Here is an 18,910-nt window from a genome sequence, read left to right as displayed (position 1 = left end):
CCAATCACCCAACCCTACTCGGGGCATACCCAAAGTGATCTGAAAAGCATTTTGAGAAATAGGCGGGGCTGCTGAAGCCTAGTTGATAGCTGGCTTCTGTCGGGGTAATGGCTTTTTGTTTTAGTAACTGATGGGCTTTTTCCAGTCGGTAAATTCTGACCATTTCGTTAGCACTTTGATTAAAAAGGGCTTTTAGTTTTCTGTTCAGCTGAGAACGACTCATGCCTATTTCTTCAGCGAAGGTTTCCACGCCAAACTGCTCGTCGGAAGCATGAGTTTCAATGACTTCCTTCACTTTTTCAATGAATTGCTGGTCAATAGAGCTTACCTGCATTTCCTCGGGTTTCAGGCTGATGGCTGTGCTGAAGTTTTGACGGAGTTTTTGCCGTAGCTCAATCAATTTTTGAAGTCTTAATTTCAGTTCGCCAGCATCAAAAGGCTTTGGCAAATAGGCATCTGCTCCTGTTTCCAACCCTCGCATTTTATCAGTTTGGTCGGCTCTGGCGGTGAGCATCACCACCGGAATATGCGATGTACGGGCATCGGTTTTGATTTTCTCACAAAAGGTGAAACCGTCCATTTCTGGCATCATGACGTCAGATACGATAGCGTCCGGTACTTTTTTCAAGGCCAACTCCAGGGCTTCTTTGCCGTTTGGAGCCATAAGGACTTCATAATTTTCAGACAGCACGTCTTTGATCAGATGCTGCACATCCTGATGATCTTCAGCGACCAGAATCAATGATTTTTGACCTTTCAAAGTAATTCCTTCTGTTTCCGTATCATCCGGCTTTGAATAGCTATACTCGGTGAACAATGTCTCGGTTTCTGAAATGTTGATTTCCGCGGAGGCCAAAGGCAGCGTCACTGAAAAATGCGTACCCTCATTCTGGCGACTGCGGACCTGAATATGTCCGCCATGAAGCTCGGTGAGTTCTTTTACCAGAGCAAGCCCAATACCTGAACCGCTTTGTTCCATATTATTGAGATCTTTGACCTGATAAAAGCGATCGAAAACATGCGGCAGGTCTTTTAGAGGAATACCAATGCCTGAGTCGGAGATGTCAATGCGTATTCCATCTGTTTTTTGACTGATTTCCAGTCTTACTTGTCCACCTTCCGGCGTGAATTTAAAAGCATTTGAGAGAAGGTTGGTGATGATTTTCTGAATTTTATCTTTGTCAAAATCCACTAATATTCCACCGACAGGAGCGGTAAGAAAGAAACGTATCCCACGGATTTCTGCCAATGATTCAAACGAGGATGCAAGGCTTTTGATGAAGCCGTTGATGTCTGCCTTTTCCTTTTGCAGTTGCAATGAGCCTACCTCCAGTTTCGCCAAGTCAAGGAGTTGATTCACAAGGTCTAAAAGCCGCCGCCCGTTGCGAAGCATCATTTTTAAATAGGACTGCTGATTTCCGCTGAAAGTACCATTGATCATCTCCTGAAGTGGAGAAATAATGAGTGTGAGAGGTGTACGAAATTCATGAGAAATATTAGCAAAAAAGGCCGACTTGATTCGTTCTTTTTCTTTCAAATTTTGGGCTTCCAAATCTTTGATTTTTAGTGCATTTTCCGCTTTAATGCGTTTCTGCTGCTGTCTGAAATAGTAGTAGCCCAAGATTGCGGCAAATGCTATAATACCCAATGCCGCCCACCAAAGAATCTGATTTCTGAGGCCTTTCTGACGGCTGAGTTCCAATTCCTGCTCAGCAAGTTGAAGCTCCTTCTTTTCTGACTGGTAACGGGCTTCGTTTTCTTCAATGATTTTACTTTTTGAGGCATTAAAATTCTGCTCTTTTACCTCTGAGAAGAGCTTATAATATTGGAGAGCTTCATTACTTCTACCCAGTCTTTCGTAAAAAACGGCCAGACTTTCATAAGCCTTCATGAGGTGCTCATTGAGTTCTTTACTTTTACCAATCTCAGCCGCCTGCAAGAGGTGTTTTTCTGCATCAGCATTTAGCCCTAGACCCATTTCGGCTTCAGAAAGTAAAATGAGGGTGCCTGTTTTTCCGTTGTCAAATTCCACCTCCTCAAAAGCTTCAATGGCCTTTTTGAAGTAAGTAATGGCTTCAGCAAAATGTTTTTGCTCTGCGAAATCTTTACCCATTCCGGTGAGCACCTGAGCTTTACCTTCCTGCATTCCCGCTTTTTCAAATCCTAAGCGGGCTTTTTCGTAATAGGCGAGCTTTTTATCTCGATTATCTGTCACCGCAGCGATGTTAACATACACTTCAGAAAAGGCTTCAGGCTCAGTTGATTTTTGAAGAATCTGTTCGGCTTTCTCGTAATAGGAGCGGGCCAGGGTTCGATTGCCCTGTCTGAGATAAATGTTTCCGATATTAGAATTAGAGCTGATTTGACCGAAATCATCATCCATTTCCTCGGCTATTTTCAGCACTTCACGTAGGTAACCGATGGCTTTTTCGTCGTTCACCATGTCGGTATGAATCACCCCAAGCAATTCATACGCACCTGAAAGGCGGATTTTATCATTTAGTTCCAGAAAGACTGCCACCGATTTTTCGCCGTATTCAAGTCCCAAATCCAGAAAGCCCCGCATGTAATGGATCAGACCTTCGTAGTATAGCGAGCGGCCGTATTCTGTTTTGTTATTGAGTTTTAGACTCAATTCTTCCGCATTGGAGGCGTATTCACTAGCCTTTTTGAGGTCGAAGTAGCGTGTTTGACCAGTAAGATCAAGTAAAATTTTCAGGCGGGTGCTGTCTTCCCGGGGGTGATCAAGTAATAATTTTTCGAGAGAATCTACTTTAGCCGGGGCCTGACCAGAAGCATAGAAAACTAGAATTAGCAGAAATAAAATTAAGCCTAATCGTTTCATTAAAAAAGTAGAGTTATAGACAGCCTTGCTAATTTAGGAAGCCTGAAAGGATTTTTTTGACAGGTTTTTGTTTAGTTAATATCATTTTATTTAAGGGTTTTGGCGATTGGTTTTCTTGGGCTTTAGACTGTTCTCTCACGATGGCTATCGAGACACAAGAAGTGACATTTATCTGTTACCACCCATAACTTGGTTTTATTTCCCAATAATCACCCGTTCCGCCGAGATTTTCTATTCCGTTCATTATGCTCACGTGATTTTCGAGCATCATGCGGCTATATCGCTGATAGAAGTCGGCGTCCATTTGTTGAGTTTGAACGAGCTGAACTTGTGGCGTGAATTGTTGACGAAAGGTTTGGGTTTGCTGAGCGGTGAATCGGCTTAAATTACTTTTGGTGAGCTGATAGGCCAGGTCGGCATTGGATAGAAACTTTTTTTCGTTTTGACTGAGTCGGGAGAAGTTGGCGATCGTTTGTTCTGATAGTTGTTTCCTGCTGGCCAAATTCAACTTTTGTCCGCCCTGATTGACAGCCAATAGGTCGATATAATTGAGATAGGCCTCCAAATCTTTGGAGGTTAGGACCAATTGAGATTTTGAGTCAAAGGCTACTACGTCCAGATACTTGTCAAAAATCTTCCAGAAAACCTGCATATCAGGATTCTGGTCAATCACCGCCATTTGGTAAACCTGCCCCAAAAAAGCTTGCCTGAACTGACCAATCACATTAGGATCACCGTTCTGCAGGATTTGCTCAAAGCTCTCTTTGGCCGTTTGTATATCTCCTAAGATCACTTCGGGGCATTTGAGAAACATGCGTTTTGTCTCAGCCACTATGGATTGATAATCTACAGTGGTTACTTTTTTATCCAACACCAAATTGATGATGGTTTCATAGGTTTTGGGTCCCTCTTCGGTGAGTTTTAGAGTACCTGACTGAGCAATAATCTTCGGGAATTTTGACTCATCGAGCAGTGAATTCCCACCGACTTTATTCAAAATCCAGGTCCCTTGAGCATCACTCAATCGAAGTTGATTCCCAACCCATTGAATCTTGTAATTGACTGTACCATAAGCATTTTTGATAAGGAGTGTATTGCCACTTTTTTGATAGGTGCCGCTCAGATTTCGCATGTTTTGGGCAGGGAAATCAAAATTATAGCTGCCGTTTTGATTGAAAACAAAGCTGTAGCCGAATTGCTTGTTTTCCCATTTGCCAGTGATGGATTGGGCGAAGCTTACATGCGACAAAAGCACCAATAATAATATTCCGTTTTTCATGCTTGTTTGAATTTTTGGTACTGCATTTTGAAGGCCTCTTTTCTGCGTCTTGAGATTCTAATGGCTCCTCCTTTTTCACCGAAAATCTGGTCCTCGTTTTCAGAGGGCCTTATGTTTTTTAAACTCACAACAGTAGAGCGATTGACTCTGAAAAAGTTCTTTGGAAGTCTTTTTTCGAGTATTCCGAGCGTGGTAGCCACCAATTTGTGGCTACCATCTGTAAAATAGATATGGGTGTAATTGATGTCGGCTTTAAGCAGGCTGATGTTTTCGGGATTTTCGTGGAGGCGACCACCGAGGTGAACAAAACCCTTTGCCTTCGACAGGCTCAGGCTCCGGGAGCAACATTTTGAACTATTCGTTTTCATGATTTTGTCTTTTATTTGAATGGATTACCAGGAGATACTTACGCATCTTATGCTACCCCCATAAGCTTTGGGTTTATCGTTTTGTGTTACCGTTTCGCTATCCTTAAGGACAGTAGTGCTCATGATATCGCCAGAGCTTGGGTTCACTTGATAAGAATGAAACACGGCAGCAATACGGAAAGCTACATCGTCACCGTCAATTTCTATTCCGCCTGCTCCGGGTACATTCAGGCCGGAGAAATTATTTCCGCTGTTCGGGAAGTCCCAGGTATCGGTACCTACCGCTCTGAAATATTCCGCTGTTGAACTTCCGATGTTCATCAGGTCACTATTGTTGGCGGGAGTCCAGCCAAGCGGACAGGCGTTTTTTCCTTCGGTTAGCACGTACCCATTGTACAATAGGCCGTATTTGTCTTTGTTGACGGCATTGTTTTCAGGATAGGCCCAGGCCGGGGTTTGAGTGGCCGCTGCATTTACCCAGCCTGAGGCCGGAAGGTTTCCTGCAATCACGGTGCCGTCATTAAACTTTGTGGTTTTGAGGTTTTCTTTCAGGACATAAAAAGTGCCCACTTCCTGCACTACCACCTTCATTACTTCATACACATTGCCATCACCGTCAACCACCGGTTTTGATCGTCTGATCTGTTGCTCAGAAACGCCCATTAAGCTGAGGTCTTCCTCTGAATATCCACTTTCGCGAAGCTTTCTGATCATGGAAGGTGGCATATTTTCAGGCGGGCAGCTACAGAATGTTTTGAAGATATCAAGATCAGATCCTAAAGAGCGGCTGGTATCTGCCGGAGCGGCTGCCAGAGAATTTAGGTCACGGGTGCCAAGTTTGCCGTCGGCTTTCTGTACTACAACTTTATTGGCGGCATTGTCGATGGGCATTTGACCTACCTTGAGAGAGCCAACCACGTCCATATCCTGGGCAGTGGCTGAGAATGAAATGAGTGCAGAGAGAAAAAGTGTTTTCATGATTGATTGTTTTTAAAAAAGTGATGGGTCAAAGGTCAAAAAGACGAAGAGAAGTGGCTTTCGATTTTGGGGCAGATGCTCTCAATTTTGAGCGGAAAGCGTTTAAGGCTCATTTGAGTAGGAAATAATACGTTTCTGACTGATTAGTAAGTAGTTTAGTGAACTTCGCTTTATTGATTTCAACATTTGAATAGTTGAAAACGGCCATCAAATCTGCCTCTCCTGACTGGAAAATTGATGGGGAGGAAGCTCCCGATAGCACCCAATGGTCTTCCAGCTCCAGATTCGGATTTATTTTATAAATCTGCCGATTTCCGGGTAAGGCGGAGATTGTGAGGTGGTTAAACGAGATGCCAGCACCCATCACCTCAGACTGGTAGAAAAGCTTATTGCCGGATCCGGCCACCAGTTGACTACCGTTGTCATATAAATACGGGTTATAATTAATATTGCCTGTGAAACGACAATAGTCCTCAGCAAAGCCATCGACCGTAAACCTGAATATAGCCATGTATTCATATCCGTCAAGCTGAAAGTTTACTAACTGGTTGGCACTGTTTCTAAACCCGAAATCATGGGGGCAACCAATTAGAGCATAAAGCTTATTGTCAAGAAAAACCAGGCTTCTCAAATCAGACTGTCCTCCCGGATCCTGCTCTGCAATTTTGATCCATTGCGTAGCAGCATTTTCGTTTAACTTCAAAACAAAAGCATACAAGCCTAATCCGGTGCTAGTTAATACACTTCCTCCTTTTTTTAAAGTGCCTCCTACCTGACCACCCAAATAAAGCGAGCCGGGAGTGCTAACTATTGAATTAACAGACAGATAGTCAGTACTTTCAAAAAAATCGTACTGTTCCAAAAGCAGCGATGAACTATAGCGTGCCAGAAAAACATTGGAAGTTGTGGTGGGCTGAATGGTGGTACCGGCAAAAACAAACGGCCCTGTAAATTTGAAGAGGACATACAGTTTATTGTTTTGACTCACGCAAAGGTCGAGCGGAAAGTAACCTTGAGCCACTTCCCGAATGCCTGCCAAAATCCCGTTTCCGTTGATTTTGAGGACTATACAGTTGTCGTTGCTATAAGAATCCACCAAAGTGCCCTGATAAAAGAATGGACTATTGCTTATGAAAGAGAGAAACAGATTGCCCGCATGATCGGGCTCTATATCGAAGATATCCTGGTAATAAATTGAGGTTTCAGCATGCCATAGATAGTGGCCATCTGCATCAGCGGCTGCTATAAGTACGGAGGTATTGCTGTGCAGCATTTTCAGATTTTGACCGAAAACACGAAGGCTGTCACCTGTATGTGCCATATAGAAGGACACAATCTTACCATCGCTCAGGCTGATGCTTTTGAGGTGAGTATTGGCGTCGGTAAAACTTTCTGATACGTGCAATTTATTAGTATTTATTGCACGTGATTCGGAGCAGTTCCAGCGAGTTCCATCGTAAAATTCCACGCATTTTTTGACCGGATTGAACCGTGCGGAGCCTTCTTCAAAAGTCCCTGATGTATTAGAAATCGGCAGCCTGAAATAGCTGTGAATGTCGTTTTGGGGTGGTGCCGGATTGAGCTCGGCAAATTGTGCTTTGGAGGTATTGCCAAACAATACTCCCAGAAGAATGAGTGTTATAAAATATTTATAATCAATAGTTTTCATAGTAATGTCTGATGAAGGAAGAGTTCGAATATTTTGGATTAGTAAAATCAAAGCCATCTACCGGGAGCCAATAATTGCTGGGGGTGTTGGTGCTAAGGCTCATAAAGGCTCCTTTATAAAAGCCGTGGGCTATCAAACCTTGAGGCCAGACAAATTGCTCTGTTTTTCTTAGATATACCGGCTCGATAGGATGGTTGAAAGGCAATTTGAACTTCAGGATGCCATAACCTGAGGGGATATTTTCATACAATTCTGAATTGTCCACGGTATGTAGTACACCAGAACCATTTACGCGGTAGGATATGTAGAAATTGCCGAAAAAATCATGAGCAATATGATAAAACCAGGCATTTTCATTTTCCTGTTCGGGTTGAATAACCAGACGGTCTGTAAGAGTGGCATTGCTTCTTTCAAGAACGATAAAAAAACCACTATAATTGCCATTCACCCCGAATTGATACGCGTAGGAATCGACGGTGAAGTTGTCTTCAAATCTGCCATCAATAAGTAGTTTTGAGTCAGAAAGTAGAAGATGGCGTGCATTTTGAATGCCTGATCCCCCTATTTTTTTAAATAGAGATATTTGGTCTGAGACATCAAATGCAGTAACAAAAATATCGACAGAGTCTGATGGAATAGTCTGAAACCCAAATTGATAATTACCTTCAAAATCGACCGCCACGGCCCAGTCGTAAAGGTTTACAGAGAGGGCCTGCAAGGCTGCAGAAGTACTTGCCGAAAAAGTTCTGCTATAGGTAGGCGTGCCGCTGCCGTCGGTTTTGAAAACAAATGCGGTTTGTGTTGAAGACTGTAGGTTGACCGACTCAAAAGTCAAATTACCCGAGAATGATCCGCCCACGATGAGGTTGTCATCGGCAAATACCTCCACCTGGCTTAATGGTCCGTTTTGAATCAATTTTGACCAGCCATACTGCCCGCTTGAATTGATTTTGAGAATGAAACCCATGGAATTGCCGGAAGGGTTGATCGTGGTAAAACCATCAAAAGAAACAGGCTCGGCTATTCTTCCTACTGCAAAAACATTTCCCTGAGAGTCGGCCGCCAAATCATAAATGACGCAAAAGTCCTGTGCGGTAAAAAATGAATACCACCAGAGCATATTTCCATATTTATCGAGTTTACCGATAGTATGCAGATAATTGTTTGGTGGGCAAGTCTTTGAAAGATTTTCGTATTGCACGGTACCCTCTTCTTTCCGGCCATAGAAATAGATATTGCCTTGAAAATCGTTTTTCAAAACCTCGACTGAGAGCGAATGACCAGAAGTGGCTTTGAATTGCAGAAAGCGGGAAACCACCTCGTGGTTATCAGCTTCTCCCCGGCCAAAACTCCAGTTTTTGCCATCGTAAAACCTGGGAAGGTGGAAACAGCTGTCGTAAACCATCATGCCTTCCTGAGCTATCTGGCTTTGTTCCAGGGTTTTCATATTGACTTTAGGCAAAACCAAGCCATTCGGACTCATTTGGATATTTTGACAAATACCTCCTCCAAAAGAAAGAATGAAGAGCAGTAGGTAGAGTATCTTATTCATGCTATTTGTATTTAGTATTGAGAAGTACAGCTTCCGCAAAGGCAGATGGGGGTTTCTGGAACCGTATTCCGTCTATTTCACAGTATGAGTTGAAATAATTGAGTCCATAAAATACCCCTCCGGAATAGAAGGCCATTTCGGTAAAATAGGGAATGCGGTTGGGAACCGATACCGGGCTGATGGCTTCAAAAGTGCTTGTTCTGGTTCCTATCGAATACAGCACAGTTGAGCCGGAAATCTCTATCGGGGATGAAATCTGTGATTGCTGGCTAAATGGATTCGGGTAAGTAAATAGGGAGGGGAATTCATTTGCACTGCCACTAATCAACAGATTATTTGAGTGTGCGTAGTGAATCTTGGTTTTATTGCGTTGATAACTTATAGTGCTTGCAATGGGATAGAAATAAGCTGATAAGTTATTAGTAGCAGTACCGATAGCAAAACTTCCGTCGATTTGAGTGCCAAAGGAGTTGATATAGGTACCGGGATTGTTAAATAGATGACTGCCCTTTGCTTCGCCTATCAAAATATTTCTTTCAAAACGCGTGATTCCCAAACTATCGGTAGGCCCGCCTTGGGTATAAGCAACTCCACCCGCAATTAGATTACTTGCATTGTAATAGTAAAAGGTTTGTACAAAAATGGCAGAGGGTGAATTTGTATGAAGGCTTTGCCCAAAAAACGAAAGACTGTCAGTAAACTCCGAAACTACATTGACGTACTCAAAGGTGTTGTTAACCTCTATAAATCTGGCCTTGAGATAGTTGGAATTACTGTGCCATGTTTTGGTGTTCTTAATTGCCGTGGCATCATTGTTAAGAAGCATTACAAAAGCCCCGCCCGTTGATGGCAGAGTGGAGCCAAGAACCTGGGCATTGGCCTCAAATCTCCCGACCAGAAAGAGGTCACCGTTTGCTCTGACTGCCATGTCATAGGTTTTAAAGGAGCCAGAACTGCCTGGTTTTCTGTGCCAGTTCAAGCTGCCAGTTACCGCATTTACCTCCATTACAAAGCTTTTGGGACTACCGGTATGTGATTGCAATTGGCTTCCGTTATAAGCCAAAGACCCGTTTTTATAATGACCTACGAGTAGTATATCGCCATTCGCTCTTTGTTTAATACGGCTCAGGTGAAAGTCTTCGCCGGTAAAACTTATCTTTTTATACCATACCGGATTTAAAGCAGAGTCGGCCCTGATGAGGAGGTAATCGTATGTGGCTGTGGCGTTTATGGTGGAAGACAATACACTTACTGTCCCCTGGATTTTGACAAGAGAAAAGAGTGCCGAGTCCCCCTGGTTTTTAATGTCATACACTTCTGACATGGACGTGGCATTGATCACCTTGATCGCAAGTGAATTTCTTACATAGCTCCAGATGGGCCGGGTCTCGCCGATACAATTCCAACGGGTGCCGTTATAATACGCCAAACAATTTAATGCGGGTTGGTAAATCACAGTTCCTTCTTCAGGATTGCTTTGATTTTCGAGAGTTTCAAAGTCAAGTACGGGCAACTGTATCTGCCCAGGGAGGAGGGTAAGGCTTTGTCCTGCCGTGATCTGCCAGAGAAGAATTAATAATGTGCTAAGTTTCTTCATTTCGATTCACAAATTATTCTACCACCGTAAACTCCATTTCTCCATTGATCTCGCCGCTACCGTTTTTGTCCCAGAAATGGCTTTTGAAAGTATAGGTTTCACCTACCAGCAAAGGGTTACCGATGGTCAGGGCGGTGGAGAGGTATTGGGCGTCTGTCGGTTTAACTCCTGTTTCATTATAGGACGAAAACAGGTCGGCCAATTCCATGGCTTTGACTCCGGTTTTGTCAATGACTTCAATAGTAGCACCGGGGTAAGCCATGTCATCGATTAGCTCAAAGCCCTTCACACCAGTAAGTTGTAGAGTTACTTTCTGGCCCGTTTTGAGTTGGTCTGTCTGAAGGGATTTACCGTCTGAGCTCATATATGCCTGCTCAAATGCCAGACCTGAATTAGTGACTTTTAAGCCGCTCAGAAAATCCTTTTTGACACCTGCTGAGCAGGAAAGCAATAAGGAAGAAAGAAGAAGTAAACTAATTTGTTTCATGGTGTTTTCGTTTTTGATTACACCACAAAGTTCTGTCTGATAATTAGTTATGTACTTTCAATTTTAGAGCAAAAGCTTTCAATTTTGAGTTTTTAGAGTATTGAGTATTAAGAAAGGGTTAAGTTACCCGGTTAAAGGTTTAAGGTAAAAAGTTGAAGGTGAGTTGATGATGGAAAACAAGGAGACTTTGATCAATGCACCAATTCCCCAATCAACCAACCCTACTCGGAGGATACCCATGATGATCGGGAAAACTTTTGGAGAAAATAGGCCGGGCTGCTGAAACCTAACTGATAGCTGACTTGAGTTGTAGGGACTTCTGTTTCAGGAGCCGGTATTGGCGTGGATCGTCAGAGTTTTTGAAGGGTCATTGCTTTTCAGAATCACCTCTACCTCGCCGTTTTTATGAGTGATGGAGTTACCGGAGGCATCGGCTCCCATAATTTCACCCGAACTACTTTTGCTGAGTGACACAGAAGGCACGGTGCTGGTAGATTCATCCGAAAGTCCGAAACTTGAGGCTGTTTGAATAAAGGTAAAAACTACTTTGGCATCGGTATCGGAAACGCGGCTGATGTTAATTTTAGCAGTGGCGGTAATACCGTCTACCGTGACGGGTAATGAAACCAAAGTGCTGCCTACCAGATAATAATCGACCTCGTACTGTCCGGTGATTTGATCTGAAAGAGGTGGTTCAGGCTCTGCTTTTTCACAAGATGAAATTAGTATCACACTTATTAAAAGTGCACAGACCGAAAATAATGATATGTTTTTCTTCATGACTTTTGGTTTTTTGATTATTCAAAGCTCCCAAAAGACCGCTCACAAAAACATACTGTATTTAGGTAATTTTTTTTACGTCAAAAGCCCGATTTACACGATTAAGGAAACAGTCAAGCAGAAGATATCCGGTTCACTTGAATAACCTGTTTTAGACAACGTTTTCTCGCTAGGTACCAAGCAGTTTGATTAAGGCATTGCAGTTTTTTTGAGTCCTAAGCCATTTCAAAAAGAGGCGATAAGTAGATTTATTTAGTTCGCAGCTTGATCAATCAAAGCTTCCAGTCTGGCCAGTCTTTGATTCACTTCTTTATTGTGTTCTTTCTGAATCAAAGCCCTCTTTTTTAAGGATTCATTCTCCGACAATAAATCTTTATAAGTCTCAATTAAATGTGGAATCAACCCAATATAATTTACAGAAAGGTAGCCGTCTTCACCTTCATTCACCAGCTCAGGGAAAATTCGTTGGACTTCCTGAGCAATAAGACCTGTTTGTAGTTGTTGGTCTTTATTCTGGTCTTTCCAGTAGTAATGGACACCATTGACTTGAGTCAGTTTTTGAGAAGAATTTTCCAGCGTTACAATATCTCTCTTTAGTCTTCGGTCTGAGCTTTGCGAAAGGGTTCCGTCAATATCCATGTCGCCATCCTCATAAATGGTAGCGATGTGATCATTCAGAGAATTTCTGAAGTGAAAATCATCTGTAGAACCAAACGTTCTGAACTTCAGGCCATCCGCGTCGTAGACAATATTAGAATATTCACCATTGGTAGCTTCAAGTCTTAAATGGGCATCCCAGTTATTTGAACCCGCATATTTCAAATGCAGATTAGCCTGTGGATCCAATACATTCATTGTTCCCATATATCCGTTTCGAAGCACTGTCAAGGCATTTGAACGTGAAGAACTATTACCATTTCCTATTTGGAAAATTCTGTCGGAACTAACTCCAGGATATGAACCAGCTATATCAGAATCATCATTCCATAAACCCAAAGATGTTCCGCCAACAGCTTTTGCAACTGTTTTTTCGCCGATAGCTGATGAATTATATCCAGATGCCGTGGAACGGTTTCCCATAGCTGTAGAAAATGGAGCTGACGCTACAGTTTGGTAGCCCATTGCTGTTGATCTATCCCCTGAAGCAATCGATTCAGAGCCGAAAGAAGTGGAAATACCACCAGAGGCCGTGGTGCTATAGCCGGTCGCCGTAGACCGATAACCTGAGGCTAAAGATTTGTCTCCCATTGCTATTGATCTATCCCCAGATGCAATTGTCTCAAGTCCCATTGCCGTTGAATATTCACCTGATGCCTGAGTTTCAGAGCCCATTGATGTTGTGTACTTTTCAGAAGCCGAAGTTCTGTAACCTAAGGCTACAGAGTTGTGTCCGGTTGCTTTACTAAAATGACCAAAAGCTGTTGAGTAATACGCTGAAGCAAGATTATAGTAACCCATAGCGATAGAATGTCGCCCTTTTGCTTTCGAACCATAGCCTGAGGCAAAAGAAAAAAGACCAATAGAATCAGCATCCCATGATTTATTTCCATTGGTTACTGTTCCTACTCGAAATGCTGATCTTGAAGGAATCCACATCAACCGAGTTCCGTCACCATTGACAGGAGCAGTCGGTGGATTACTGGTATCGTTTGAATTAATGTTTAGACCGGTTTGGTTCTCACTCCAAAATCCCCCACTGTTCGTATTTCTAATTTCATTTCCACCAAGACCATCAAGTTGCCAGTAATTTGAGGTACTTCCCCCTTTGGGTAGTTCCACCCAATTCCCTGATTGTCTGAACCAGTAACTCTGGGTATCTGAATCAAAAACAAGCATACCATTGGTGGGGTTGGCCATTCCGGTCCGCTGAGCTGTGGTCATTTCTGGAAGCACAACACCAGGTTTTATTTCTGTGCTTTGAGCATTAGACAATAAAGGAGTAATAATAAAAATCAGGAGTAAAATTCTATGCATTCAAAAACGGTTTTGCCCCAATATACGGGACGGATACCGGAAAAGTCCAGAGGGTTTTATTTTACGGTTTTTCGTGAACAGCATTAAGGAGAAGTTCTTATTCATTTGAAGAGGAAATAGAATTTGTTCACCTTTCTGATCGGTCAAGTGTATACGTTTTTATGTCCATTCCTTTTTCTATACATTAGATAACAGTTTAATAGAATCAGAAAAAACACTGGGTGTATAAGCTAGCGATTACCGACGATCATGAAATCTTTCTCCGGGGGCTGGAGAAGTTGCTTGCAGCTGCCTCTGATCTGGAGGTTGCCGGGTCGTTTGTGGACGGGCATTCGCTTCTCAGATCACTACCCGATCTATCTATTGATGTTTTATTGCTTGACATCCAGTTGCCGGATTTTCACCCGGAAGAACTGCTGATGGAAATCAGGAAGCTACGTTCTGAACTTCCGATTTTGTATCTGACGATGTTCAGAGGAACCCGAATTCTTAGAAGGTTAGAAAAACACCAGATTCAGGGTTATATCCTGAAAGATGCAGCGATAGAGGAGCTAAAACAGGCGATAGAAAGGGTAGCCAGGGGCGAATCCTATTTTAGTCCAGAAATCTATTTAGAGGAGGTTGGTCCGGGACCAAATACGGTAACCACACCTCAAAACAAACTGCCTGAGCTACTTTCTCCGCGGGAATATGAAATTTTGAAAATGGTATGTCAGGAGTACAGTTCGTCCGAAATTGGAGAAAAGCTCTTTCTGAGTAAAGGAACCGTGGATACTCACCGACGTAACATCTTAGTGAAACTAGGTGTGAACAATACCGTGGGTATGGTCAAGTTTGCTCTGCAAAACGGAATTTTACATGAAGAAGATTAGCCTGCTTTTTCTTTGGCTATGCTTCTTTGAGGTTGTCGCTCAGAACACCCCCAAGGAGTGGGATGACTATATTTTGTCGATCAAATATCTGGATATTGCGAACAAGGATTCGATACCCCACTGGTCTGAAAAACTGGCAGCTTCAGGCTATCCACGGGCTGAAGCTTATGCTTTGCGATTGAAAGGGTTTTACCAGGATTTTGAAGATAATCGCTCAGAGGCACTGGATTATTATCTGAAGTTTCTTGAGGCCAGTAAAGAGCTGGAGAACCCGGATGATGAGCTCTCTGCTGTTTCAGATCTTGTTTATACCTATTTGATATCAGGACAACATTTGGAGGCCAAAAATCAGATCATGCAGCTTTTGAGTAGATATCAGCCCTCGGACTTTAGTCCCAAAAGACTGGCCGTACTTTATAATAATCTGGGGCAATGTTACCTGAAAGAACAAAAGTCAGACTCGGCTCTTCTCTTTTATAATCGTTCGCTCAAAATCAAAGAAGACATTGACGATTTGCCCGGCATAGCCAATTCAAAAATCAACTTGGCGGCTTTATATGTTCGGCTTGAAAATTTCAAAGAAGGCCTTAAACTCAGTAATGATAATCTGGAATACCTTAAAAATGAGCCTTCCACCGACTTATGGTATAACCTTATCAATAAAGCAGGTGCTCTTCATGGCCTTGGCCGAAATGTAGAAGCTGAAAACGTACTGCTGAATGCCATGCAGCTGGCTGATTCGTTGGATTTTAAAATGCAAAGAGAGCGGAGCCACAATCATCTCTCTGTATTTTATTACGATAACGGAGATTTCAAAAATGCCTATGAAGAGCTTTTAAAAAGCAATGAATTGCAAAATGAATTGCTCGATGAGCAGACTGCAGATAAGATTGCTGAGCTGCAGGAGGCCTATAATGCCAAAGAACGTGAACAGGAAAATGAGCTTCTTTCAGCTCAGCTTGAGGCCCAGAAAAACAGACAACTATTACTTCTGATAGGCGTGTTAGCTCTGGCCTTGTTGGCAGGGATTATTGGTTTTGCATATCAAAAAAACCGGAAGAAAAATGCCCTCATATTATCTCAAAATGAGAAACTCACTCAACTGAATTCAGAGAAAAATCACCTGATGTCAGTTGTTTCACATGATTTGAGTAGTCCGTTTTCAGCGATTAAACTTTGGGCTCAAAATTTATCAGAAAGTTCAAAGAAGGATCTCAAGGAATCAGAAGATATGATTCTTAAAACTGCTGATTTTGGTTTGAAAACCATCAAATCACTTTTAACCATCGATAAAGATGAAATACACCCTGTACATCTTGAAAATGTAGATTTGGCCCTACTTTTCAAAGATTTGGTCAGTCGCTTCAAGCCTTTGGCTGACACCAAAAAGATTGACCTGATAGTACACGTAGAGCAAGATCAGGAAGAACTCCTGACCGACCGTTCGTTGCTTTTCAGAGCTTTGGAAAACCTTTTGTCAAATGCTGTTAAATACTCGGAGACCGGTACTGAGGTGATTTTGAGAAGTTATCAGCACAACAATTTTTTATGTTTTGAGGTAAAAGATCATGGACCCGGAATTGATCAGGAAGAACTTAAAACGTTGTTTGATCGCTATAAAACCACAAAAAATCAAACTACTGCCGGTGAACACAGTTTTGGCTTAGGTCTGAATATTGTCAATAGAATAGCCGGTGAACTTGGGGGTAAAATAGAGGTTCAGAGTAGGCCGGGTGAAGGGTCAGTTTTTACCCTGTCTGTCCCTCTTTAATTGTTTGGGTGTATCGACTCCCAAATGATCTTGGCAGCCAGTTCGGAACCCTTTTGTGAAGGATGAAATCCATCTAAACCGTAATAGGAAAAATCACCTGTATCGGTAACTTCTTTCCATTGAACACCCACAGGGCAGAGTATGGCATTCACTGATTTAGCAGCGGCAGTATAATTGGTAATAACTCCATCAAAAGTTTGATAATATTGTCGCGATGGCCAAACCATGAAATAGGCCAGCCGGGCACCGTGTTTTTTACAAAGCTCGTCTAAAACGGGGGCTGTGTCTAAAAGCATCTGTCGTCCGTCAGCTTGAGAGGATGGCCCTTGCTGTGCGACTACAAAATCGAAATCCCCTTTTTTAATCAAGCGTTGCAGTTTGCCATCCGAAAGATGGTCAGGAATGGCATAATTCGGCAAGGCCAGCATTTCTGTTCTGATTTCAACACCGAAGAGCAAAGCCTCTTTTTTGATAAGTTCCGGTAAATTATTGGTGTAGGTAAGACTGTTGCCTACTAATAGAACAGAAATGGTACTATCACTTCCGGCAGCTTCCGGCGGAAGTAGTTGCTCTAAACGGGAGCAACTGATCAAAACAAGAAAGCAGAGTAGCCTAATCATCAGAAACAAAGAAAGGTCACAAGAAGCAAATGATCTTACCTTGTTTCGGGGGAAATTACTTCTGACAGAGAGCTTTCTTTTCTTTAATTCGGACAAACATCCTCAATGAGAGCCTCAAAGACAGAGTTGCTGACTTCAAAACCTTCTTTCAATTCAATCGCCTTCCCTGCGGCCAATTGAGCTGTTGAATTGTTAGAGACTTTATTACTGGCGTTGATGTATTCGAGTGCTTCCAGCGTGCCCGATTGACCGTTCAGATCATAATCGGGGCTGGTGGCAGTAAAGGTTGCTTTTTTAACAACGATGCTTGCCGAAGTGGAGTATCCCGGCGGGCAGGCCCCGTTTTTCACCACCGCCCTGAACCGGGTATCGGCATTGAGATTCGTATAACTCTGACTTGCAGTTGTATTCGGAAGGCTGTCAGATGTTGTAAAACCATCAATCGAAGACTGCCAGTTGGCCACAGTCCCCTGATGCCCGCTTAACGTGAGAGTTCCTGAGTTATCTCCGGGGCAAACCTGAGCATTGTCACTCACTGTACCGGTAGGTGCATCATTGGCATTGATGTTAAACGTAACCGGTGTCCGGCACTCGGGGTAGAGGTTTGTAGCTACATAAAAGGTTTTGGAAAGGGCTGTTTCGGTGTTGGTAATTCCGGAACCGGCCAGCCCTACCGGGTTGAAGATATTATTGGTTGATAATGAGCTTCCGCCGCTGGAATCGGTATACCAGTTATTGAACCCTCCGAAAATAGGCATGTTAGACTCCAGCGTGAAGTTACCCGTTATGTTATTAAAGTAAGTCGCAGCTACCAGAACATATACGGTATCTTTCTGCAGTGTATATCGAATTTTAGGTCGGGGCCAATTCCGGCCGGTTACATCATCTCCTTTCAGAAAATTATTAGCCGGGTTTAGGGGGTCAAAATTATTCTTGTAAAGAGTCAGATAATTGAGTTCTGGATAGGTGCCGGACAAGGTTCCGGCCACGGTTTCTATAGAGATAGGTGCGGACTCGGCAGCTTTAAAGGCATAGGTGACATAATGCACATTGGTGCCGACATCTGAGGCCCAGTAATAATTGATGTCAGAGCCCTGTCCACGTCGATATGTTGGGGTGGTACTTGTTAGCGTTCCATTAATCGTGGTGGTATAAGCACTTGGTGCCACTAGTCCTTCACTGACAGGGACAGCTGTGCCCTGACAAACTTCATAAAGGCTGACTTCGGGAATTACTTTGGGTTTTACCTTTACATAGACCGGCTGTGGCTTTGGGCTGGCATTACAGGCATCCGGTGATACCGTTACATTATACTGTACCACTGCTGGATAAATGGTGGCATTGGTAATTGTTTCCTGGATATTGGCTCCGGTTCCACTATTGCCTGAACCGGTGATACCGTTCTGGGCCACTCTTTCCCAGGAAAAAGAAAAAGTACCACTAGCGGAAGTGCTGGTGGTAAGGTCAAAAAGCTCTCCGGAGCAGATTTCAGGGGTAATAGTAACAGCGTTCAGAGGCGTGCCTGAGAAAAGGGTGAAATCTTCTGTCACAAACCGGTCATCCGTGCTAAAGCCAGTGCTGGCCAATGCACCCATGCCTCTTCTGGCGAAGGCTTTGCCAATGGCACAGCGGTACCGGCCGCCGAAAAGCATTTCATCAGCCTTTAAAATAGCGTCGCGGGCATCGATAAAGCTGGGTGAACAGGGCTGAAGACGCAATCCCTCGTTGACGAGTTTCAGAGCCGCAAGGTTACCGATAAGGTCAGTAGTGCTGGCAGGTACATTATGAATGTCATGAACGATGCTGTCATCCTGAAAAATGATCTCCCAGGTCATATCCCAAAGAGTGGTGGCCCAGATGGATCCAATGCCGTGAGGTCGTGAGAAATTATTGGTGTCGCCCACCTTGGCATAAGTGACAGGGTTATTCAAACTGTCTTTATTATAAGAGTATCGGTAGGGGCGAATACCTTTTCCGGTGATTGGGTTTCCTAAAACATAATTTCCAATACCACGACCGATCCCTGCATCAGCGACGGTCGGTTCCAGGCTTGCCCAGTCGGTGGTCAGCATCAATGTCAGATAGTCACTCCAGCCTTCACCGGCCTGTTCCTGATTC

At 43.3% G+C, this 18,910-nt stretch carries 14 protein-coding genes; 2 read left to right on the top strand and 12 right to left on the bottom strand.

Going from position 1 to position 18,910, the window contains the following annotated elements; all coding sequences use genetic code 11:
• Positions 1-4 precede the first annotated feature (4 nt).
• The 10 genes from AFM12_RS14700 to AFM12_RS14655 all read right to left on the bottom strand — a co-directional run bounded on the left by AFM12_RS14700 (position 5) and on the right by AFM12_RS14655 (position 13,529).
• Complete coding sequence (locus AFM12_RS14700; RefSeq protein ID WP_055149574.1) at positions 5-2,845, bottom strand: ATP-binding protein; 2,841 nt, start codon at positions 2,843-2,845, stop codon at positions 5-7.
• Positions 2,846-3,020: 175 nt separating this feature from the next.
• Entirely contained in the window at positions 3,021-4,124 is a 1,104-nt protein-coding gene (locus AFM12_RS14695) for a hypothetical protein (RefSeq protein ID WP_055149572.1), read from the bottom strand.
• The gene (locus AFM12_RS19535) at positions 4,121-4,492 is read right to left on the bottom strand and encodes a LytR/AlgR family response regulator transcription factor (RefSeq protein ID WP_082391363.1); all 372 of its coding nucleotides are present in this window, start codon (positions 4,490-4,492) and stop codon (positions 4,121-4,123) included. The genes AFM12_RS14695 and AFM12_RS19535 overlap by 4 nt, the downstream gene beginning before the upstream one ends.
• Before the next feature lie 24 nt (positions 4,493-4,516).
• Positions 4,517-5,470 carry an FISUMP domain-containing protein gene (locus AFM12_RS14685; RefSeq protein WP_055149568.1) on the bottom strand — a complete coding sequence of 318 codons (954 nt, stop codon included), beginning with the start codon at positions 5,468-5,470 and terminating at the stop codon, positions 4,517-4,519.
• 109 nt (positions 5,471-5,579) lie between these two features.
• Positions 5,580-7,139, bottom strand: coding sequence for a hypothetical protein (locus AFM12_RS14680; protein WP_055149567.1), 1,560 nt, complete (start codon positions 7,137-7,139; stop codon positions 5,580-5,582).
• Entirely contained in the window at positions 7,126-8,691 is a 1,566-nt protein-coding gene (locus AFM12_RS14675; protein ID WP_055149565.1) for a hypothetical protein, read from the bottom strand. Before AFM12_RS14675 ends, AFM12_RS14680 begins: the two co-directional genes overlap by 14 nt.
• A 1-nt stretch (position 8,692) precedes the next feature.
• On the bottom strand, positions 8,693-10,288 hold the full coding sequence (locus AFM12_RS14670; RefSeq protein WP_055149563.1) for a hypothetical protein: 1,596 nt from the start codon (positions 10,286-10,288) through the stop codon (positions 8,693-8,695).
• Between the two features lie 13 nt (positions 10,289-10,301).
• Positions 10,302-10,775, bottom strand: a complete 474-nt coding sequence (locus AFM12_RS14665) for a hypothetical protein (RefSeq protein WP_055149561.1) — start codon at positions 10,773-10,775, stop codon at positions 10,302-10,304.
• Between the two features lie 324 nt (positions 10,776-11,099).
• Positions 11,100-11,555, bottom strand: a complete 456-nt coding sequence (locus tag AFM12_RS14660; RefSeq protein WP_055149559.1) for a hypothetical protein — start codon at positions 11,553-11,555, stop codon at positions 11,100-11,102.
• A 252-nt stretch (positions 11,556-11,807) separates the two neighbouring features.
• A complete protein-coding gene (locus AFM12_RS14655) occupies positions 11,808-13,529 on the bottom strand; it encodes a tail fiber domain-containing protein (protein ID WP_055149557.1) in 1,722 nt (573 codons plus the stop codon).
• Positions 13,530-13,750: 221 nt separating this feature from the next.
• Here AFM12_RS14655 and AFM12_RS14650 point away from each other — a divergent pair, with 221 nt between their 5' ends.
• Both AFM12_RS14650 and AFM12_RS14645 read left to right on the top strand, forming a co-directional pair.
• Entirely contained in the window at positions 13,751-14,401 is a 651-nt protein-coding gene (locus tag AFM12_RS14650; RefSeq protein ID WP_055149555.1) for a response regulator transcription factor, read from the top strand.
• Positions 14,388-16,172, top strand: coding sequence for an ATP-binding protein (locus AFM12_RS14645; protein WP_055149553.1), 1,785 nt, complete (start codon positions 14,388-14,390; stop codon positions 16,170-16,172). The genes AFM12_RS14650 and AFM12_RS14645 overlap by 14 nt, the downstream gene beginning before the upstream one ends.
• On the opposite strand, the gene AFM12_RS14640 is transcribed toward AFM12_RS14645, so the two are convergent.
• Positions 16,169-16,792: an SGNH/GDSL hydrolase family protein gene (locus tag AFM12_RS14640; protein ID WP_055149646.1), complete on the bottom strand. Its 624-nt coding sequence runs from the start codon at positions 16,790-16,792 to the stop codon at positions 16,169-16,171. The two genes, AFM12_RS14645 and AFM12_RS14640, sit on opposite strands and share 4 nt — an antisense overlap.
• Before the next feature lie 83 nt (positions 16,793-16,875).
• On the bottom strand, positions 16,876-18,910 hold a 2,035-nt coding region (locus AFM12_RS14635; RefSeq protein ID WP_216598518.1), incomplete at its 5' end, for a M36 family metallopeptidase.

Origin of the sequence: Jiulongibacter sediminis (assembly GCF_001306455.1) — a bacterium.
GTDB classification, from domain to species: domain Bacteria; phylum Bacteroidota; class Bacteroidia; order Cytophagales; family Spirosomataceae; genus Jiulongibacter; species Jiulongibacter sediminis.
The sequence above is the reverse complement of the archived record's forward strand: the minus strand, read 5'-3'. Positions and strand labels throughout refer to the sequence as shown.